Consider the following 20,565-nt stretch of genomic DNA (forward strand, 5'->3'; position numbering starts at 1 on the left):
AACTAAGCGATTGTTAGAAGTTAGGTGAATAATAAAAATTGCAGTTTGATTAGTTTTATGTTATTGTTAGGATGATTATCTTTTATTAGTTGTATAAATGTTATCATCTCTTATAAATGGTTATATTAATTTCTTATAAGCAATTTCACTTAAACCATATCGTTAAAAATACATCTTAAGGATAGATTTCATTCGTATTAAACATTTAAAAGAGAGAATTATGAAAACAAAGAAATATTTGGTAGCTGGAGCTTTGATGTTGGTTATGTCATCTCCAGCAATGGCACAGGAGTTTAATTATGCCGAGGCTTTAAAGCCTATTGTTGCTGCTCTTGAAGCAGCACCTAATGATCCAAAGGCTGCTAAGGATCTCATCAAGGAGTATCAGAAGACTTTCAAAAAGAATGAGGAAGCTATGGTTGCCTTGGGTAATGTTTACCTTTTACAGCACAATTATGATCAGGCATCAGCGATAGCACAGAGCGTGATTGATAATAAGAAGTTTAATGGCGCTTTGGCTTATATTCTTCGTGGTGATATTGCTGCTTTGAAGGATTCTGTTGGTAATGCAGGTGCAGCAGCAGCAGAATATCAGACTGCAATCAGCCTTGATCCACAGAATGTAACGGCTTATGAGCGTTATGCAAAGGTATATCGTCATGTGAATGCAAAGGTTGCTGTTGCAAAGTTGGAGGAACTTCGTAAAATAAAGCCAGATTATCCAGTTGAAGCTACCGCCGCAGAGATTATGCTTAATGATGGTAAGTATGCAGAGGCTTTGAAATGGTATAATATGGCTAATCCTGCCAACATGTCAGAAGATAACTTCTATAACTATGGTTTTGCTGCTTATATCACCAAAGATTATAGTAAAGCCTTGGATGTAGCAAAGCAAGGTCTAACTAAGTTCCCTGGTAGCGAATATCTCAGTCGTATTGCTATGATGGCTGCAGTTGAGTTAAAGGACTATCCACAAGCAGTTAACTTCGCAAATGCTGTGTTTGCAGGTAAGGGTAAGAAGGTTTCAAATGATTATGACATGTATGCGAAGGCTCTCTGTGGTAATAAGCAGTATGATGAAGCAATTGCAGCTGTTAATAAAGCTCTCGAACTTGATGCTAATAACCTAGAGCCAATGAAGACTCTTGCTGCAATCTATGTAGCTCAGGGCAATGATGATAAGGCTCTTGAAGTACAGCAGGATTATCTTTCAAAGAGTAAGAAAGCAACTAATAATGATTGGGCATCACTTGCCAATACTTATGTAACAAAGGCTGAAGGCATTACAGATCGTGCTGCGAAGAATGCTGTGTTAGCGAAGGCTTTTGATGTATATGAGCAGATGGTAACAAAGTTCCCATCAATCTCTGACTGGGTATGGTTGAATCAGGCAAATGTAGCCCAACTGATGAATGACCCTGATAAGGTCGCAGCTATCTACCAAAAAGTTGCTGCTTTCGAGGAAGCTAAGCCAAATCTTGATGAAGATAGTAAAGCTTATTTAGAAGGTGCTTACTATGGTCTTGGTTTCTACAACTCAAAGAAAGGCAATAAGGCAGCAGCTGACGAGTACTTCCAGAAGGTATTAAAGGTTAATCCAAACAATGAGAATGCAAAGAAAGCTTTAGGTATGTAATATCTGAAACAATCAATATCTATGAGGGCGATAGTCATTATGACTATTGCCCTTTTTCGATTTACTCTCTTTCAGAATAGTCTGTTTTATGTGTGAATCAACTTGTTGGGTAAGGCTTCATATACATTATTTGTGCTAGAGCATGAGTTTAAGTATTTTATATAAAACCCCTAATTTAGTTTTAATACTATTTGCTGTCACTTTTAAAATTTAAATTCATAATCCCTTTATCAGCTGGTTGTAAATAATAAAAGAATGATAGTAGTGAAGGCAAAATTACTTCTTTGCATATTACCTAACTCTTGTTTTTGTATAAGCCTTTGCTGGATTTAGTGCTATACCCAATATTTCTTTTAACCATATCGTTCTATGAAATGTTTATTATTTCTACCTTTTGTTTATGTTATATACGCATTTTGTAACTTCTTGATAAGTAGTACTTAGAATTGAAGATAAATTCTCTTATAAGAGAATTTGAATTGTCTTATAAGCGAATTAGAACTTTCTCAGCAGAGAATTGGATAACCTTACTATGTGTACGGAAATATTACCTAGGAATGAACGATTAGTATCCTTTCCTCCTAACGAACATCTAATGTAAGACAGTTGTAGCTATTATATGAATAGTCTTGCGATGTTTTCGTTTTTAAAACGCCTATTGCTAATCAAAATGTAAGGGATAATCTATTACCAATCTATCATGATTATTGGTTTTTGCAATGTAATTACAAAAGCCTATCACTATGTATTCTCATTAATTTTGTGTATCTTTGTGCTCGTTAGCAGATATTTACATATAAAAGAGAATAAGCACATTGAAAGCTGAAAAAAAGATTATTCCATGGGCATGGATACCTTCGCTCTATTTTGCTGAAGGGCTCCCTTACATAGCTGTGACTGTTTTATCAATCCAAGTCTATATGCAGTTAGGCTTGTCAGATGCCGAAGTAACATTCTATACTTCATGGCTATATCTTCCCTGGGTCATCAAACCTTTGTGGAGTCCTTTCCTCGATTTGATTAAGACGAAACGTTGGTGGATAGTCGTTATGCAGCTCCTTATTGGTGCAGCCTTTGCTGGAGTAGCCTTCACCGTGAATACATCTTTATGGTTACAAGGCTCTATCTGCTTCTTTTGGTTATTGGCTTTCAGTAGTGCAACACACGATGTTGCAGCTGATGGGTTCTATATGATGGGACTTAATCAGCACGATCAAGCCTTCTTTGTGGGTATTCGTTCAACTTTCTATCGCATTTCTATGGTTGTTGGGAAGGGTGGGTTGATAGCCTTAGCAGGCCTTTTACATAAGATGATGGGCATTCAACTTTCATGGGCATTAGTCTTTTATGGTCTTACAGCATTGTTTATTGGTCTTTCATTGTACCATCGTTTTATTCTGCCAAACCCATCAGAAGATGCAAATAAAGTCAGTGTTTCAAAGTCCCAACTCCTTTTAGATTTTGGTCGCACGTTTATTTCCTTCATTCGAAAAGACCAATCGTTAATAACGATAGCCTTCCTTCTTCTCTTTCGATTGCCAGAAGCCTTAATTACTCCCATCTCTCAGATATTCTTGCAAGCCCCAGTTGCTAAGGGAGGGTTAGCATTATCAGAGATAGAATTTGGTACGGTGAATGGTATTGTAGGTGTTTTTGGACTTCTATTAGGTGGTATCATAGGTGGAATGATGATTAGTCGTGATGGGTTGAAACGCTGGTTGTGGCCAATGACAGCAGCGATCACATTACCTAATATTGCTTATGTTTATTTGGCTTACATACTCCCAGATAGCGTCGTAGCTATTAGTATCGCTGTATTTATCGAGAATTTTGGTTATGGCTTTGGCTTTAGTGCTTACATGCTATTCATGATTTATTTCAGTCAAGGTGAACACAAGACTAGTCATTACGCTTTGTGTACAGGCTTCATGGCGCTTTCCATGATGATACCAGGACTATTTGCTGGAGCCTTAGCAGAGGCTGTTGGCTATCGTTGGTTCTTTGTTATAGTGATGATTGTCTGCGTATTCCCATTCCTTGTAGCCCATCAACTGCGCATCGAAGGGAACTTTGGCAAGAAAGAGTAAGGGAATAATTGAATGTTAACATAAGGCTATTTTCCCAAGAAATACTAAGTCCTATGTTATGCTGTCAATGCTTAATTCCTGAAGAATTCGGCTCATGATAAGGGGTGTTATCCACTCCTATCACTTTTAATAGGCTGTCGGTTGTATAATACTTAAGTAATGTTTTAATATCCCACTAATGCTCTCAAAATCAGCTTTCTATCATCAGTAATTTGGGTTCAAACTATCTTCTGTTTTTGAATTATGTATCTAAACAAAACAAGTAGACGCCCTTCTTGATATGAAGAGAGCCTCTTTTCACATCAAAGAAACGCTCTTTTCAAATTGAAGAAAGGCTTTCCTCTTTTTTATTTCTTGGTACATTGTTAACGAGATATTGCTTTGTTACATATGAACTCATCCCTTGCTTCTTTATATTTTGGCTATTATTAGAAACTTCTTCTCCTTAGTATAAACCTCATTTGTTGTTCTGTTATTTTCTATAAGATGGTATCTTTTCTTACTTATGTGCATTATTTTGATAGATACAAATCAATATTAAAGCGTGTGGATAGGTGTAAAGTTGCTGTTACTAAGCTTACCCAATAGAATCTCCATCAATCTTGGAAGTGCATATTCTACAATCTTTTCTGTAGGAACCCATATAAAGTCAGCAGGCAGAGTGGGGCGTTCTTGTGGTGCCCAATAATATAGATTTGTAAAAAGAACTTGGTGGGTAAGAACGTGTTTCACGTCTTTACAAACTTCTATAGCATTCTTTTTCCAATCCTTCTCAGTCTGTTTTGTGAGATGACATGCCTGTGGTAGTTCCCAAAGTCCTTGCCATATATCTCCCGCGCCACGCTGATGCAAAGCTATCTCATTATTATATTGGATGTAAAGATAGGTCAATTTACGCTCTTTTTGTTTAATCGTCTTACTTTTAACAGGTAATAATTGAATACGCTGTTCACGATAAGCAACGCAAGACTCACATAAGGGACAAACTGCGCAATGAGGGGAAGTTGGCGTACATTGAATGGCTCCAAAGTCCATGATGGCTTGGTTATATCTTGCTGAATTCTGTGTTGGCAAGAGTGATTGTGCTAGCTCTTGAAACTCCTTCTTTCCCGATGTCGTGTCTATAGGAGTGTCGATACCTTTAAATCGAGCAAGTACCCGATAAACATTCCCATCCACTACTGCCACCGCTTCATCAAAGGCGAAGGAGGCAATAGCAGCAGCGGTATATTCTCCCACACCCTTTAGTTCCTTTAGTTCTTTGGAAGTTTTTGGAAATCCCTTTCTATCGACCACTTGTTGAGCTGCTTTATGTAGATTTCTTGCACGTGAGTAGTAACCTAATCCTTGCCAAGCCTTTAGAACCTCGTCCTCAGAAGCATTAGCTAAGTCGTTGACAGTAGGCCATTGTTGTATGAAACGATGCCAATATGCCATACCCTGTGCTATGCGAGTCTGTTGTAAGATGACCTCACTAAGCCATATCGCATAGGCATCTTTTGTCTCGCGCCATGGTAATGGGCGCTCGTTATTATCGAACCAAAGTAATAGAGATGATGCAAAATTCATGAAGCAAAGGTAGTTAAAAAGTAGAAAAAGAATGAAAACAAATAAGATCATTTGTTGTTATCTTCATTATTATTTTCTACTTTTGTCCCATTAAGTAGTGATAAATTAGAGGTTATAAAGATGAAGCGAAATATTAAAACTATGCTTATGGGTGTAGCAATAGTTGCTGCAACGATATCCGTTAGTTCCTGTTCTACACGTGAGTCAGCTATTAATGACTTACAGAACTTCTCGTATGAATTGCGTGATAATAGCCAATACTATACAGCAAAGAAATGGAAGAAAGCTGTTAACAAATTTGGTAAGATTCGTCGTAGAATAGCCCGTCATGACTATACTGTGGCTGAACGTCAGCGTATAGGAAAGCTCGAAGGTGATTGTGCTCGTTATATGGCAAAGGGTGCAAAAGATGGCGTCTTGGATCAGATACTAGGGATTGGAAGTGAGATCCAAGGTATTTTAGATGCCATTGGTATCAAACGTTAGAGGTAGTTAAAAGCGGTAGACTAGTAGCTAATTTGATATTACACAATTAGTTGATAGGTTTTAGTTTTTTTTGAGATAAAATGTTGCTTAGTCGCTTATAACTTAGTAACTTTGCAATTCAAATCCATAAAATGTTTTACAATGGCTGGTACAAAACAAATCAAGACTGCGCTTATCTCGGTCTTTCATAAGGATGGGCTTGAGGATTTACTCAAGAAGTTAAATGCCGAAGGGGTTAAGTTTCTTAGTACTGGAGGTACACAAGAATTTATAGAGTCACTAGGTTATGAATGTAAGAAGGTAGAAAATGTTACTTCTTATCCATCCATCCTTGGTGGTCGTGTAAAGACGTTACATCCGAAAGTCTTTGGTGGTATTTTGGCACGTCGTGATAATGAAGGTGACCAGAAGCAGATGGCAGAATATGATATTCCTGCAATCGATTTAGTTATTGTAGACTTGTATCCTTTTGAACAGACAGTTGCTAGTGGAGCTAGTCCAGAGGATATTATTGAGAAGATAGACATTGGCGGAATCTCTTTAATTCGTGCTGGTGCAAAGAACTTCAAAGATGTAGTCATCATTCCAAGTAAGGCTGAATATCCTGTGTTGTTACAGGTACTCAATACGAAAGGAGCACAAACAGATGTGGAAGACAGAAAGATGTTTGCAGAGCGTGCCTTTGGTGTTAGTAGTCATTACGATACGGCTATTCACTCTTGGTTCGTTGCTGAGTAAACATATAAGAGTCGCTTTTTAAGAGAGGAACTTCTTGACAAGAAGGAATACTCTAAATAGAAATATACACTTACAAAACATATATTAATGGGATTATTTTCATTTATCCAGGAGATTGCTATGGACCTGGGAACGGCCAACACAATCATTATCAGTGATGACAAGATTGTGGTAGATGAGCCGTCAGTCGTAGCTTTGGATCGTCGTGCAGATAAGATGATTGCGGTTGGTGGAGACGCAAAGATGATGTACGAGAAAGAGCACCCTAACATCCGTACTATTCGACCTCTACGTGATGGAGTTATCGCTGATTTTACTGCTTGTGAGCAAATGATGCGTGGCTTGATAAAGATGGTTCATAGTGGTAACCGATTCTTCTCTCCATCATTAAGGATGGTAATTGGCGTTCCATCTGGGTCCACAGAAGTTGAGTTGCGTGCTGTTCGTGACTCTGCAGAACATGCAGATGGACGTGATGTTTATCTAATCTTTGAACCAATGGCTGCCGCTCTTGGTATGGGATTAGATGTAGAAGCTCCAGAGGGAAACATGATTGTTGATATCGGTGGTGGTAGTACAGAGATTGCCGTTATATCATTAGGTGGTATCGTTTGCAATAACTCTATTCGTGTTGCAGGCGATGACCTCACAGCTGATATACAGGAATATATGAGTCGTCAACATAATGTGAAGGTCAGTGAACGTATGGCAGAACGTATCAAACTTCATGTTGGTTCAGCCCTTACAGATCTAGGGGATGAGGCGCCAGAAGACTACATAGTGCATGGTCCTAATCGTATTACAGCTCTCCCAATGGAGGTTCCTGTATGTTATCAAGAGATTGCACATTGTCTTGATAAGACTGTTGCTAAGATAGAGAATGCAGTTCTTTCAGCATTGGAGAATACACCACCAGAGCTTTATGCAGATATTGTTAAGAACGGTATTTACCTTAGTGGTGGTGGTGCATTACTACGTGGTATCGATAAGCGACTTACTGATAAGATTAACATTCCATTCCATATTGCCGAAGACCCATTGCACAGTGTTGCTAAGGGAGCAGGCATTGCATTGAAGAACGTAGATCGTTTCTCGTTCTTAATGAGATAACAATCATCGTTCATGCACAATCTGACAGAGTTCCTTGCTAGGTACAAGCATTGGTTCTTGTTCGTTGCCCTGGAAGTCTTGAGTATGGTTCTTTTGTTCCGATTCAATGACTATCAGGGCAGTGTGTGGTTCACATCTGCCAACTATGTTGCTGGTTTAGCGTATGAGGCGAGTTCGAAGGTTACGTCCTATCTTACTATGGGTGAGGTGAATGAAAGACTGACTAAACGCAACTTGGAGTTAGAACATCAAGTACGTGAACTATCCTCTCAACTTTATGATAAGACGAGAGATTCAACCTTCTTACGTGGTCAGTATCGTTTCCTTTCAAAGTTCCGTCTGATACAAGCAAAGGTTGTTTCCAATAGTCTGGATAGACCAGATAACTTTATTACAATAAATAAAGGAACATGGGATGGTGTTAGAAAGGATATGGGAGTAGCCTGTGGTAATGGTGTTGTGGGTATTGTCTATATGGCTGGTATTCATTATGCTGTAGTAATTCCTGTGCTTAACTCCAAGTCGAATATTAGCTGTTCTATTCAGGGAAGAGACTACTTTGGGTATCTCCATTGGAATGGTGGCGCAACAGATATGGCTTATCTTGATGATGTCCCACGTCATGCTAAATTTAAGTTAGGCGATCGTATTGTAACGAGTGGTTACTCTTCTGTGTTCCCCGCAGGCGTGTTAGTCGGTAAGATAAAGCATGTCTATAATTCTGAGGATGGACTTTCTTATCGTCTAGCCATAGAGTTGTCAACCGATTTCGGAAACCTTCGTGATGTTTGTGTCATCGATGATGCATCCATTAGAGAGCAGCGACAGGTTATCAAAGCAGCACAAGATTCTATCAAGCCAATAGAGGAGCAGAATGCGAACCAAGGTGAGTAAGGTATAGAAACGAGTTTTTATTTGATGTAAAGTAGGACTTCCGTGTGGGAAAGAAACCATCTGGCAGTTCTTTTATATAATAAGGTAAGAGAGAATGAATGTAGATTTCTTAAAACGATTACTATGGTTTTTGGTGCTAATAGTAGCACAGGTGTTTGTTCTTAACCACATCCATCTGTTTGCTGTTGCCACACCATTACTATATGTATATTTCGTTCTCTTATTCCCACGTAACTATCCCCAGTGGGCTATATTGTTGTGGGGCTTTTTGATGGGAGTTATCATAGATACATTCTCCAATACGCCAGGTGTAGCCTCCGGTGCGCTTACCTTCATTGCAGCTTTACAACCTTTTATACTTCAACCATTCATTCCTAGGGATAGTAGTGATGACTTTCAGCCAGGAATGGATACATTAGGAGTGCCCCAATATACGTGGTATGCGGCTATCCTAACGTTTATCTATAATGTTGTGTTCTTCTCTTTAGAGATGTTCAGCTTCTTTAATGTGTTAGAGTGGTTAGAATGTATTGGGGGGAGTTCATTGCTTACATTGATTCTAATCCTTGTTATTGAGAACGTAAGGAGGCGTTAGAAGGATGAAGAATTATGATCTTGAGAAACGTCGCTTAGTGCTTAGTGCAGTTGCAATAGGCATAGTTGTGATTTATGTTCTCCGACTTTTTGCTCTTCAGATAGCAAGTGACGACTATAGAAAGAGTGCCGACTCAAATGCTTTCCTAAAGAAGATTGAGTTCCCATCACGTGGTACTATCACAGATAGGAATGGTAAGCTGTTGGTATATAACCAGCCAGCTTATGACATCATGGTGGTTACTAATGAGATGGCAGGTCATCTTGATACACTCGACTTCTGTAATGCTTTAGGTATAACGAAGGCAGACTTCCTAAAGCGCCTACACGATATTAAGGATAGAAACAAGAACCCTGGTTACTCAAGATTCACCCAACAACTCTTCATGAGTCAGCTGAGTGATAAGGAATTTAGTGCTTTCCAAGAAAAGCTCTATCGCTTTCCTGGCTTCTATATACAGAAGAGAAGTGTCAGACAATATCAACGTCCTATAGCAGCACATGTGCTTGGTGACGTGGCAGAAGTTAGTCAGAGTGATATTGAAGAAGACGATTATTACCAGCCTGGAGACTATATAGGTAAGATGGGTATAGAGCGTGAGTACGAACAAGATCTACGTGGTCGAAAGGGGGTACAGATACTCTTGCGAGATGCTCATGGTCAGATACAAGGACGTTATAAGAATGGTGAGTATGACCAAAGACCACAGCCAGGTCGCGACCTTCAACTAGGACTTGATGCCGACTTACAGGCCTTAGGTGAACGCTTAATGGAAGGTAAACTTGGTGCTATAGTAGCGATTGAACCCAAGACGGGTCAAGTGCTCGCAATGGTCTCCTCACCAACCTTTAATCCCAGTATGATGATTGGTAAGTTACGTGGTAAGTATCAACGCGATTTGACGCTAGACCCTGCTAAACCCTTACTCAATCGTGCAATCATGGGTCAATATCCACCTGGTTCTACCTTTAAGACTAGCCAGGCGGTTACTTACTACACCGAGGGAATCATCAATGATTCGACTCGTTATGTTTGTAACCATGGTTTTAACTTTAAGGGCTTACATGTAGGTTGTCACTCACATGCATCACCTTTAGCACTTGTACCAGCCATCAGTACATCCTGTAATGGCTACTTCTGTTGGGGACTTTACCACATGCTGTCCAATAGAAAGAAGTATAAAACGCTTGATGATGCTATGACTGTATGGCGAAACTACATGGTATCCATGGGATTCGGGTATAAGTTAGGCATTGATCTTCCCGGTGAGAAGCGTGGTATGATACCGAATGCGCAGTTCTATGATCATGCCTTCAAAACATGGAATCCATTATCAGTTATCTCTATCTCTATCGGTCAAGGAGAGGTCAACTTGACCCCATTGCAGATAGCAAATCTTGGTGCAACGATAGCTAATCGAGGCTATTATGTTACGCCACACATTGTTCGTCATATTGAAGGAAAGAAACTTGATAAGAAGTATTTGGAGCACCATCGCACCAAAGGAAGTGTTAAATCTTATCAAGAAGTCATAGCTGGTATGATGTCATCAGTACGTGGTGGTACCTGTGCGCATGCTGTTCACCCTGGCTACTCACTTGCAGGTAAGACGGGTACTGCGCAGAACCGAGGACGAGATCACTCTGTCTTCATGGGCTTTGCACCTGTTGATACACCCAAAATTGCCATTGCTGTCTATGTAGAAAATGGTGGCTTTGGTGCCGACTATGGTGTTCCTATTGGTTCTTTGATGATAGAGCAATATATCAATGGTAAGTTAACACCAGGTGACGCAGCTAGAGCTGACGCCCTTCAGAAGCGTCATATCTCTTATCCTTTCAAGCGTCCTTTGTCTCGAGCAGACTCTCTTCGCCTTGATTCTATCAAACGCGTTAATCAGATAAAGGACTCTTTAAAGATGGTAAACCAGAAGTTAGAGGCGGCAGAAGCTGCTAAACTCAAGGAAGCCCAACAGCAAAAAGAGGCTGAGGAGAAGGAGAAGAAGAAGCAACCACAGAACGAGCCTGCTATAAAGGTGGAGCCTGAAGAGTTGATAAAGACCGAGAAGAAGGGGAAAGACAAGGATAAAGATAAGTCTGATAAGGGCAAGGAGAAGCTGCGTGAAAAGGAACGGGACAAAGCTAAGGAGTCTAAAGAAGCACGCAAAGAGAGTAAGGATAATAATAAAGATAAGCAACAGAAGAGTAAAGATAATAAAGCGAAAGACAAGCCAAAGATAAAGTCCAATGACCAAGATAAGGCTAAGTCGAATCGTAAGGAGAATATAAATCGTGGCAAGTAATTATTCAACAGATAAGCAACCGGGCGTTCTTCGTTCACTAGACTGGTGGACAATCGCTATCTATATAGCATTACTTAGCTTCGGCTGGGTGAGTGTTTGCGGTGCCAGTTATACTTATGGCGACACCGAGATATTCTCTCTTGCCAGTCGTTCGGGTATGCAAATAGTATGGATAGGGACTTCCATCTGTTTAGGCTTTATACTCCTTATGATGGACGACCGCTTCTATGATACCTTTGCCTACGTCATTTATGGGCTCTTGGTATTGCTACTCTTTGCCACAATCTTCAATCCACACTCCATTAAAGGATCACGGTCATGGATTGTTATGGGACCTTTGCGGTTGCAACCAGCCGAGTTTGCTAAGTTTGCCACAGCTTTAGCAATAGCCAAGTTTATGTCTGCTTACGGCTTTACTATCCATAACTGGAAACACTTTGCAGGTGCTTGTGGCATAATCTTCTTACCCATGTTATGTATTGTTGGGCAGCGTGAGACAGGCTCTGCACTTGTTTATCTGTCTTTCTTCCTCATGTTGTATCGTGAAGGAATGCCTGGCTCTTTCCTCTTCATGGGCTTAGCAATGGTCATATACTTCGTTGTTGGAATTAAATATGAGGAGGTTTTGCTATGGGATACACCAACGTCTGTAGGTAAGTTTGTCGTATTGTTGCTGGTTCAAATATTCTCTTCGGTGATGGTATGGGTATATGTTAATGATAAGCGGAAGACTCGTTTATTACTTACATACATCTTCGGTATGACAGGTTTGGCTCTCCTTTTCTCTGAGTTTGTTATTCCTTTCGATATTGTTTGGGTACAGCTGGTTCTGTCGGCATGTGTGATTGGGTATTTGATATACAATGCAATGAATACACGCTTTGCCCATTACTTCTATATAGCTTTGTTTGCTCTGGGCTCAATCGCCTTTTTCTATTCAGCTGATTACGTGCTGAACGATGTGATGCAACCCCACCAACGTGTGCGTATCAATGTTCTTTTAGGGCTAGATGAGGACTTGGCGGGTGCTGGATACAATGTGCATCAAAGTGAGATAGCCATTGGTTCGGGTGGATTACAGGGCAAAGGCTTTCTAAATGGTACTCAAACGAAGTTGAAGTTCGTACCAGAACAAGACACAGACTTCATCTTCTGCACCGTAGGAGAGGAGGAGGGCTTCCTCGGTTCAGCGTCTGTTCTGGTGTTATTCCTATGTCTTATCCTTCGACTAATGTACTTAGCCGACCGTCAACCATTCAAGTTTGGACGTGTATATGGCTATTGTGTCGCAGGAATCTTCCTTTTCCATTTGTTCATCAACATAGGAATGGTGCTTGGATTAACGCCTGTTATTGGTATTCCACTGCCTTTCTTTAGTTATGGTGGTTCGTCACTATGGGGCTTTACATTACTTCTTTTCATCTTCCTTCGTATAGATGCTGGACGTAATTTGATACGTCAGTAGAAGGGAGAAGAAACCTCATCAAGCCCCTTCTAAAGCCTCACCCCCGTCCCCTCTCCGAATGGAGAGGGGAGTAGATAGCATTATTTGCATACGAAGACAGTATCATAAAGTAGGGACAGACGCCCTCGTCTGTCCGGTCTAACCTCCTTACTTCTTTGTGAAAAACATCTTCCTATGCGGACAGACGAGGGCGTCTGTCCCTACATTGTGGCAATATCATTGATTAAAGGAACGCTCTTCTCTAATTGAGAAGGGCGTTCCTTCGTATCGAAGAGAGGCTTTCCTTGCATCAAAGAAACGCCCTCGTGTAATTCAAAATTCAAAGTTCATAATTCAAAATTATGATTACTTCGAGTTGATGAGTTGACTGGTAGACAAGTAAACGACTTGTTTGTTCTGTGGGAAATGGTACTATCTACTCCCCTCTCCATTCGGAGAGGGGGTGGGGGTGAGGCTTTTGGAGGGATAGTAGAGGCTACCTTCTCTGCAATCTCAAGCCTATGTCACTAATACCAGGAATACTATTTCTGCTCATGACATGGTGTATGGTAATGTGTAGAGAATCGTTCCTATTTAGTTGGAAAGACGCTATGTGCTGGCGAATCTCCGTATTACTGATACCATCTTGACCTGCTAGCATACCCTTATCGGTGATAATCTCACAATGAACAGTGTCTCTTATCACCTTTTCCTGCTTCTTCTTATGCTTGTAATTGATGATCGTCGACTCCACGATTAGGCTCACACTGCGATAAGGAAAAGTTTGCGAAGCGCGAAGCCCAAGGCTTAGCTTATAATTACCTTCCCACTGCCTTGGTAAGTTGAAGGTAAGAGTATCATTACGTTCCCAGCCCTTTACCGATACACTTTCATAGTGGTCATAGGTGCGTGGATCGTTACATGAAGTGGTACTCATGCCCCATAGCACGAGTACCACTATATATATAAAGGTGAAAACCTTCATCCTCATTCCTGTGTTCTTTGCGTTTGTTGAGGCTTCTTGTCCTCTTGTTTCTTGTTTTGTGTTACGCCATCTTCCTGCTTTTGGGGCTGTTTTCGCACGTTATTCTGCTTGCGATTACCATTCTGTTGATAGCGGTTTTTGTCGTTATTCTGGCGTTGGTTGTCTTGTGGGTTACGCTGGTTGCGATTGTTATCACGCTGTGGGCGTCCTCCTTGTTGCGGGTTGTTATTGCGTTGTTGATTCCCCTTTTTGCGCTTCTTTGCCTTGTCGAAACGACTGAGGTCGGCTCCTGCAAGCAAGTCAGCAGACTTCTTTGCAGGCTTAGCTTTACCATCCTCAAGCAACGAGAGAGGTTTTTCTCCACGCTTATTCATCTCTATGATCTCCTTAGCACGAGCCGCACTGATTATCTCAAGGTTTGCTCCTAGATTCTTATCAGTAGAGTAAGTGCATTGACCACTTAGTATATCCGTCTTGAAGAGATGGTACTCACCATCCATAGTCTCCAACAATACCTCCTTACTTGGTAGCTTTCTGCTAGCTTCCATATACTGGTCAACCTCGTAGTTGAGGCAGCACTTGAGCTTAGCACACATTCCGGCGAGCTTAGTTGGGTTCGGAGAGATGTCTTGAATACGTGCTGCTGTGGTGGAGACACTCGAGAAGTTCTTCATCCAAGTAGCACAGCAAAGCTCTCTTCCACATGGACCTGTACCGCCAATGCGCCCTGCTTCCTGTCGAGCACCAATCTGTTTCATCTCAATACGGACGTGGAAAGCAGCTGCAAGATCCTTTATGAGCTGTCTAAAGTCAACTCGTTCGTCTGCAATGTAATAGAAGATTGCCTTGTTGCCATCGCCTTGGTATTCCACATCACCAATCTTCATCTTCAGTCCCAAGCCCTTAGCTATCTGCCTACTCTCTATCATTGTTCGGTGCTCACGGGCTTTTGCCTCATGATACTTCTGCATATCGACTTCTTTAGCCAATCGATATACTCGCTTGATATCATCGGGTGACTTGACCGCTGTCGACTTCTTTATCTGTAGCTTAACGAGCCTACCTGTCAATGTAACGACGCCTATGTCGTGTCCAGGATTTGCTTCGACAGCAACTACATCACCTTTCTTTAGGTCTAAGTTGTTGACGTTATGATAGTAACCCTTGCGTGTGTTCTTGAATTGAACCTCAACAAGATCGGTCGTCTGGTTGTTCCCTGGAACATCAGCTAACCAATCGTATGTGTTAAGTTGACGATCTTGTCTGCCACAACCTTTATGACATAAGCCTCGATCGCAGCCGTGCCAGACCTTGAATTTCATATCTTTATAGTCCATTGAAATCTATCTATTTGTTTTCTTTTTGGCATTTCTGCCTATATATATTGTTGATTGTATCTCTTTTGTTGGTGGGTTTTCTCACTTCTTGAGCAGCAATACAATGAGCTTTAGAGCTACATCATAAAAGACTACCTTAGCGTTTGCGTTCTGTCCAATATCACGATTGGCACGTTCGAAGAGTTCGTTAATTTCTATCACATTTGCCTCATTGATGAAACGAGCAAAGTTCTTGGCGAAGTTCTCCTCTTCGATTGTCATATAGTTAAGTTCAGCATTTCTGAAGTTGAAGATGAAGTTTTCTCGCACTTGCTGTTGGAAGTAAACGAGCATACGACGCTCCTTCTCACGACCATAACCAGCAACTACTTCACTCCAGCGCTTGAGGTCTTTGACGTTACGAAGGTAACATAAGCGCATAAGCATTTGGAACATATTGAGGAACTCACGGTTCTCGTTGCTCGTATCGAGGGTCTCTAAGGCTTTGAGCCAACTGCCATGTGCGATATGTGCAATGCGTTGTGCAGCATCAGGTTCTATCCCCCTTTTATGGATAAGAGCCTGTTCTATGGCATTGTCATCAATGCGCTTCACATCAATTCGCTGTGTTCTACTGATAATAGTCTCTAGTAACTTCTCTGGTTCCTCGCATACCATGAGGAAGATAGTGCCCTGCGGTGGCTCCTCCAAGAGCTTTAGTAGTTTGTTGGCAGAGGTGAGATTCATGCGTTCCGGACGCCAGATGATGGACACCTTATAGCCTCCTTGACTTGATTTTAAGGCTAGAACACGTGATAACTCATCGCTCTCAGCACCTGTAATAATCGCCTGCTGCGTTGTAGCACCCATCTGTTTCATCCATTGAGCCATAGTGAAATAGGCGCCACGCATGATGAGTTCGTGCCATTCCTTTGCGAAGTCAGCGCTTACGGGTTGGTGGTCTCCACTCATACTGGGCAACTTTATGGTTGGAAAAGAGAAGTGTAAATCAGGATGTTCCCACTTCCGAAGCATGGCAATAGCGTTTGAGATGAGTGGAGAGGCAGTGTTATCGACCTCTTCGCCAGCAAGGAGATAGTTGGCAAAAGCCATTGCGAGTGCCATTTTCCCTACTCCTTCTGGACCACAGAAGAGCATTGCATGGGGCACACGATCCTCTTTTATCATCTGTAGGAGGCGTTGTTTCGTAGCCTCTTGACCTATTACATCAGAAAAGTTCATCCTCTCTTTATCTTTATTTGCTTGATGTTCTGTTATTGAGAAAAGCTTTATTTCAAGAGTCGGCTGACCACTTCATGCACACTCTTTACGGCTGATACCATATAGAAGTGTACGTTATTGAAACCATGCGCATAGAGTTCCTTCACCTGTTGAGTAGCCCATTCTATACCGAGCTGACGTGCCTCTTCGTCCGTCTTACATTCTTTTGCAAGACTAGCAAGCTCTTCTGGAATATCACAATGGAACGTCTTTGGAACCATTGTAAGCTGTGATAGCTTTGCAAAAGGCTTGATTCCTGGCACGATGGGGATGGTAATACCAATGCTTCTAGCGCGCTCTACGAAATCAAAGAACTTCTTGTTATCATAGAATAATTGCGTGACAGCAAACGTAGCACCCAACTCCTGTTTCTGTTTCAAGTATCTTAAATCCTCTTCAATATTAGGTGCCTCCTCATGTTTCTCAGGGTAGCAAGCTACGCCGTAAGTAAAAGGTGCACCTGGATTCTTCATCTCTGAACCATCAATGAATACTCCTTTGTTGAATAGGTTGACCTGTTCTATCAGCTCCGTTGTGTGACTATGCCCGTTTTCCGTTGGTGTGAACATTCGATCCTCACGTGCTTTATCACCTCGCAAGAGCAATAAGTGGTTGACACCTAAGAACTGCAAGTCAAGCAACTCATACTCAATATCCTCCTTGGTAGCCCCCGAACAGATGACATGAGGTATCACTGGGATTTCGTATCGTTGCTGAATAGCAGCAGCAATAGCCACTGTTCCTGGTCTTCGGCGTATGCGCTGACGTTCTATTAAGCCATCTTCACGCTCGTGATATACGTATTCACTATGGTGAGTCGTTATGTTTATAAAGCTCGGATTGAACTCTTTTAGCTTCGCAATATTACTGAATAAGGATTCTGTACCATTCCCCTTCAATGGAGGGAGTACCTCAAATGAGAAATGCTTCTCACCCGATTGATCCCTAAGTAGTTGTTCTATGTCTATGAATTGATTGTGCATTTGGCTACAAAGTTAGCAAATAAAAGTGAGAAAAGAGTGTTATTAAGAGTACATGTTCATGTTGGTTATGTAATTAGTCATAATGCAGATGACATAGAAAAGGCAGTGAAAAGGGATTGTAAGTAGGCTCCATCAAGCCTAAATCATCATGTGTGCAGTACAATAGATATCGTCTCTTCACTTTGATTCTTTGGTCATGTAGAGAATAAAGTGTACCTTTGCAGGCATAAGCAAATACATGACTTTGCCTCATAAGCATATAACAAAACAACTAAAATAAGCAATAATAACGTATGGAAATGTTTAAGTTTAATCCCCTCCTAAAGTCTACCATCTGGGGAGGAGAGAAGATTATCCCTTTCAAGCACCTATCTTCTGATGAGCAACAAGTGGGTGAGAGCTGGGAAGTATCAGGCGTGAAAGACAACGAGAGTATCGTCTCTAATGGTAAATACAAGGGTTGGAAGTTAAACGACTTGGTTGATACTCTGAAAGAGAAGCTCGTCGGTAAAGATAATTATGCACGTTTCGGCAATGAGTTCCCATTGCTTGTGAAGTTTATTGATGCACGTGCGCAACTCTCCATTCAGGTTCACCCTACTGACGAACAAGCGCAGGCTAAGGGTTTAGGTCGTGGTAAGACGGAGATGTGGTACGTAATGGAAAGTGATGAGAATGCCTCTTTACGCAGTGGATTAAAGCAACAGATAACACCCGAGGAGTACAAAGCGATGGTGGAAGATGACACCATTACCAATGCTTTGGCAGAATATCCAGTGAAAGAGGGCGACGTATTCTTCCTCCCTGCAGGGCGTATCCACTCTATCGGGACGGGCTGTTTCTTGGCAGAGATACAGGAGACTAGCGATGTAACTTACCGCATTTACGACTTTAAACGCCAGGACAAGAACGGCAATTATCGCCAGTTACACACTAAGGAGGCTGCTGAGTGTATTGATTATACGGTCTATCCTGACTATAAGACACAATACGAACCACGCCAGAATGAGCCAGTTGAACTCGTTAGTTGTCCTTATTTCACCACCTCGGTATATGATCTTACAGAGCCTATGACGATGGATTATAGCGAATTAGACTCTTTCGTGATCTTTGTCGGACTGAAGGGTGAGGGCGAGATAACAGATGCGGAAGGCAATAGCTTGTCGTTCCGTGCTGGCGAGAGTGTGCTTATTCCTGCAACAGCAACTACTATTAAAGTGTCTGGAACCATCAAGTTCTTGGAGTCTTACGTGTAACTTTTGCGCTCCAATAGGACTTGTTTTACAAGAGAAACGACGCCTAATATCACTTGTACGAATGACGTGCATGAGTGATATTAGGCGTTTTTTTTGATCAGAAGTTACCAGTTCTTATCATTAGCTTAGGGGTATAATGAAGGGAAAGACAGCCTAGTTTTTCCATTATCTCACCCTATGTGCTTTCTCAACTAGTAGCATTCCCATCCTTTAGATAGGCTTATTCCCATCTTTTAGATACGTTTGTGCGCATTCCGTGTAGCGTGTTGCGCATCCTTTACACACGCTTGTAACGTTAGTTTCATCGTGATGAGACACAAGTTTCATCATGAAGAGACACTAGTTTCATCATGATGAGACACTCGTTTCACCATGGTGAAACTAAGAAAAGATACGGGTCACAAAGACGCAAGACGCATGGGAAAGGAAGAGGTAACGTATGAGAACGGATGCAGAAACGTATGAGAAAGGATGCGGAGAGCTATTAGTCAGTATCGCAGATTATATGCAGTATGGTATAAAGTTGCCGTATAAGGCAAGTTAGTTATAGCGTTTCTCGTGAAGAGCTATCCATTAGGTGGAAACAAGGAAAGCCTCTCTTGCAAGTGAAGAGAGGCTTTCTTTCATGCGACAAGACGCCCTCTTTGAATGAAAGAGAGCGTCTTGTTTAAATCAGTAGGTTGTATGCTAATTGACTTCCGTTGCCCACTCCTATTCTTTGTGGAGGCGAGGTGGGGGGTAGGGAAACCTATATCTTATGATTCTTTGGGCTTATTTCCCTTCTCAATAACGTCCATCACTTCCTTTAACTCCTCATCTTGATGCTCCTTCGTGACGTATCTTTGCCAATAAGCAATGATGAGTGTGGTGAGTGGAAGAGCGATTATAAGACCGATAAAGCCTAATAAGGCACCCCAAACAGAGAGTGATAGGAGGAGGATGGCTGGGTTAAGTCCCATGGCTTTACCCATTATCTTCGGTGTAATCACCATATCCATTAGTGCTTGAACGATGGCGAATACAGCCAGAGCCGAGCCAAAGATGATCCAGAAATTCTGCCCTGTATCAGCCGCTTTAAGCAATGCTAGGAAGGCAGTTGGGATGAGGGCGAAGGTGTGGAGATATGGGATAAGGTTGAGAATACCTATCAGGATGCCCAAACCAATAGCCATAGGGAAGTCGATGATGGTAAATCCTATGCAGAAGAGAACCGCCATGCAGAGTGATACAAGTCCCTGCCCACGCACGTAGTTATTGAGTTCTCGTTCCACATCCTGCTCTAGTCCACGCCAGAAAGGGCGCGCTTTCTTAGGGAAGATTCTTATCCAATTGGAGGTGAGCGTCTCGTAATCCAGCAGGATAAAGAACATATAGAGTAAGGTGATACATGACGCTATGATGGATAGCACGATGCTAGCTGTCTGTCCTATAACAGAGAACAGTTTGGGCATGATATTCTTAATCGCATTAGTGAAATCGGGGCTCTTTAAGAATCGTTCTATCTCATGTTGGTTCTCCGTAACCCATTGTTGTATCATAGCCGAGATGTTGTTCGTATGGGCGGTCTCATGTAAGTATCTATTAGAGATAGTCATAAGTCTGTCTATCTGACCAATCATTGGTGGGACGATGAAGTAGAACACTCCTGCGATAATGGCAGTAACAAATGTCATTGCAACGATGATACTGAGTGCACGCCCTGGAACGTGTAACTTGTATTGTACGAACTTCACAATCGGATAGAGGAGATAAGCTAATAACCATGCAATGAAGAATGGTAGCAATACACTCGAAAGCCCTTTTATGATTAAGAAAACTGCGACCACGGCAAGAGCCGTTAGTGACCAGCGTATGAATTTATCAAATGTTATCGTCTGAGGCAT

Annotated in this window: 17 protein-coding genes; 10 read left to right on the top strand and 7 right to left on the bottom strand. The window is 41.6% G+C overall.

Annotated features, from left to right (window positions below; translation table 11 throughout):
* Positions 1-220: 220 nt before the first annotated feature.
* Positions 221-1,636 (top strand): tetratricopeptide repeat protein, encoded by a 1,416-nt coding sequence (locus O3603_RS01450; protein ID WP_371519825.1) that lies wholly within the window; start codon positions 221-223, stop codon positions 1,634-1,636.
* Positions 1,637-2,451: 815 nt separating this feature from the next.
* Positions 2,452-3,723, top strand: a complete 1,272-nt coding sequence (locus O3603_RS01455; RefSeq protein WP_314572456.1) for an MFS transporter — start codon at positions 2,452-2,454, stop codon at positions 3,721-3,723.
* A gap of 537 nt (positions 3,724-4,260) precedes the next feature.
* Here O3603_RS01455 and mutY read toward each other — a convergent pair.
* Positions 4,261-5,292, bottom strand: a complete 1,032-nt coding sequence (gene mutY, locus O3603_RS01460) for an A/G-specific adenine glycosylase (protein ID WP_371519828.1) — start codon at positions 5,290-5,292, stop codon at positions 4,261-4,263.
* Positions 5,293-5,412: 120 nt separating this feature from the next.
* On the opposite strand from mutY, the gene O3603_RS01465 reads away from it, so the two are divergent.
* From O3603_RS01465 to rodA, 7 genes are all read left to right on the top strand, one after another.
* Entirely contained in the window at positions 5,413-5,778 is a 366-nt protein-coding gene (locus O3603_RS01465) for a hypothetical protein (RefSeq protein ID WP_371519831.1), read from the top strand.
* 141 nt (positions 5,779-5,919) lie between these two features.
* Positions 5,920-6,516, top strand: a complete 597-nt coding sequence (locus tag O3603_RS01470) for an IMP cyclohydrolase (protein ID WP_371519834.1) — start codon at positions 5,920-5,922, stop codon at positions 6,514-6,516.
* A gap of 87 nt (positions 6,517-6,603) precedes the next feature.
* A complete protein-coding gene (locus O3603_RS01475) occupies positions 6,604-7,626 on the top strand; it encodes a rod shape-determining protein (protein WP_371519835.1) in 1,023 nt (340 codons plus the stop codon).
* 12 nt (positions 7,627-7,638) lie between these two features.
* A complete protein-coding gene (mreC, locus tag O3603_RS01480) occupies positions 7,639-8,520 on the top strand; it encodes a rod shape-determining protein MreC (protein ID WP_155716339.1) in 882 nt (293 codons plus the stop codon).
* Between the two features lie 94 nt (positions 8,521-8,614).
* Positions 8,615-9,115, top strand: a complete 501-nt coding sequence (mreD, locus tag O3603_RS01485) for a rod shape-determining protein MreD (RefSeq protein WP_371519838.1) — start codon at positions 8,615-8,617, stop codon at positions 9,113-9,115.
* Between the two features lie 4 nt (positions 9,116-9,119).
* The gene (gene mrdA, locus O3603_RS01490) at positions 9,120-11,417 is read left to right on the top strand and encodes a penicillin-binding protein 2 (RefSeq protein WP_371519841.1); all 2,298 of its coding nucleotides are present in this window, start codon (positions 9,120-9,122) and stop codon (positions 11,415-11,417) included.
* On the top strand, positions 11,407-12,882 hold the full coding sequence (gene rodA, locus O3603_RS01495; protein ID WP_273539459.1) for a rod shape-determining protein RodA: 1,476 nt from the start codon (positions 11,407-11,409) through the stop codon (positions 12,880-12,882). Before mrdA ends, rodA begins: the two co-directional genes overlap by 11 nt.
* A 200-nt stretch (positions 12,883-13,082) precedes the next feature.
* Here rodA and O3603_RS01500 read toward each other — a convergent pair whose 3' ends face one another.
* The 5 genes from O3603_RS01500 to metF all read right to left on the bottom strand — a co-directional run bounded on the left by O3603_RS01500 (position 13,083) and on the right by metF (position 17,426).
* A complete protein-coding gene (locus tag O3603_RS01500) occupies positions 13,083-13,205 on the bottom strand; it encodes a hypothetical protein (RefSeq protein WP_314867747.1) in 123 nt (40 codons plus the stop codon).
* Between the two features lie 152 nt (positions 13,206-13,357).
* Positions 13,358-13,852: a gliding motility lipoprotein GldH gene (locus O3603_RS01505; protein WP_009435184.1), complete on the bottom strand. Its 495-nt coding sequence runs from the start codon at positions 13,850-13,852 to the stop codon at positions 13,358-13,360.
* Positions 13,849-15,183, bottom strand: a complete 1,335-nt coding sequence (ricT, locus tag O3603_RS01510) for a regulatory iron-sulfur-containing complex subunit RicT (RefSeq protein ID WP_287315424.1) — start codon at positions 15,181-15,183, stop codon at positions 13,849-13,851. The genes O3603_RS01505 and ricT overlap by 4 nt, the downstream gene beginning before the upstream one ends.
* A gap of 81 nt (positions 15,184-15,264) precedes the next feature.
* Positions 15,265-16,404 carry a DNA polymerase III subunit delta gene (locus O3603_RS01515; RefSeq protein WP_314572445.1) on the bottom strand — a complete coding sequence of 380 codons (1,140 nt, stop codon included), beginning with the start codon at positions 16,402-16,404 and terminating at the stop codon, positions 15,265-15,267.
* A gap of 47 nt (positions 16,405-16,451) precedes the next feature.
* The gene (gene metF / locus O3603_RS01520) at positions 16,452-17,426 is read right to left on the bottom strand and encodes a methylenetetrahydrofolate reductase [NAD(P)H] (protein ID WP_371519846.1); all 975 of its coding nucleotides are present in this window, start codon (positions 17,424-17,426) and stop codon (positions 16,452-16,454) included.
* A 293-nt stretch (positions 17,427-17,719) separates the two neighbouring features.
* On the opposite strand from metF, the gene O3603_RS01525 reads away from it, so the two are divergent.
* Positions 17,720-18,682 (top strand): type I phosphomannose isomerase catalytic subunit, encoded by a 963-nt coding sequence (locus O3603_RS01525; protein WP_371519848.1) that lies wholly within the window; start codon positions 17,720-17,722, stop codon positions 18,680-18,682.
* A gap of 755 nt (positions 18,683-19,437) precedes the next feature.
* Here the strand turns inward: O3603_RS01525 and O3603_RS01530 are convergent.
* Entirely contained in the window at positions 19,438-20,565 is a 1,128-nt protein-coding gene (locus tag O3603_RS01530; RefSeq protein WP_009435668.1) for an AI-2E family transporter, read from the bottom strand.

Source organism: Prevotella sp. 20925_1_30 (assembly GCF_041433025.1).
GTDB classification, from domain to species: Bacteria; Bacteroidota; Bacteroidia; order Bacteroidales; family Bacteroidaceae; genus Prevotella; species Prevotella vespertina.

Bases quoted from the DNA above. Each gene is read 5' to 3' on its own strand.
- O3603_RS01525 (WP_371519848.1), top strand. From the start codon at position 17,720: ATGGAAATGTTTAAGTTTAATCCCCTCCTAAAGTCTACCATCTGGGGA.
- O3603_RS01505 (WP_009435184.1), bottom strand. From the start codon at position 13,852: ATGAGGATGAAGGTTTTCACCTTTATATATATAGTGGTACTCGTGCTA.
- ricT (WP_287315424.1), bottom strand. From the start codon at position 15,183: ATGGACTATAAAGATATGAAATTCAAGGTCTGGCACGGCTGCGATCGA.
- O3603_RS01530 (WP_009435668.1), bottom strand. From the start codon at position 20,565: ATGCCTCAGACGATAACATTTGATAAATTCATACGCTGGTCACTAACG.
- O3603_RS01515 (WP_314572445.1), bottom strand. From the start codon at position 16,404: ATGAACTTTTCTGATGTAATAGGTCAAGAGGCTACGAAACAACGCCTC.
- mutY (WP_371519828.1), bottom strand. From the start codon at position 5,292: ATGAATTTTGCATCATCTCTATTACTTTGGTTCGATAATAACGAGCGC.
- mreD (WP_371519838.1), top strand. From the start codon at position 8,615: ATGAATGTAGATTTCTTAAAACGATTACTATGGTTTTTGGTGCTAATA.
- O3603_RS01465 (WP_371519831.1), top strand. From the start codon at position 5,413: ATGAAGCGAAATATTAAAACTATGCTTATGGGTGTAGCAATAGTTGCT.
- O3603_RS01450 (WP_371519825.1), top strand. From the start codon at position 221: ATGAAAACAAAGAAATATTTGGTAGCTGGAGCTTTGATGTTGGTTATG.
- O3603_RS01475 (WP_371519835.1), top strand. From the start codon at position 6,604: ATGGGATTATTTTCATTTATCCAGGAGATTGCTATGGACCTGGGAACG.
- O3603_RS01470 (WP_371519834.1), top strand. From the start codon at position 5,920: ATGGCTGGTACAAAACAAATCAAGACTGCGCTTATCTCGGTCTTTCAT.
- mrdA (WP_371519841.1), top strand. From the start codon at position 9,120: ATGAAGAATTATGATCTTGAGAAACGTCGCTTAGTGCTTAGTGCAGTT.
- metF (WP_371519846.1), bottom strand. From the start codon at position 17,426: ATGCACAATCAATTCATAGACATAGAACAACTACTTAGGGATCAATCG.
- mreC (WP_155716339.1), top strand. From the start codon at position 7,639: ATGCACAATCTGACAGAGTTCCTTGCTAGGTACAAGCATTGGTTCTTG.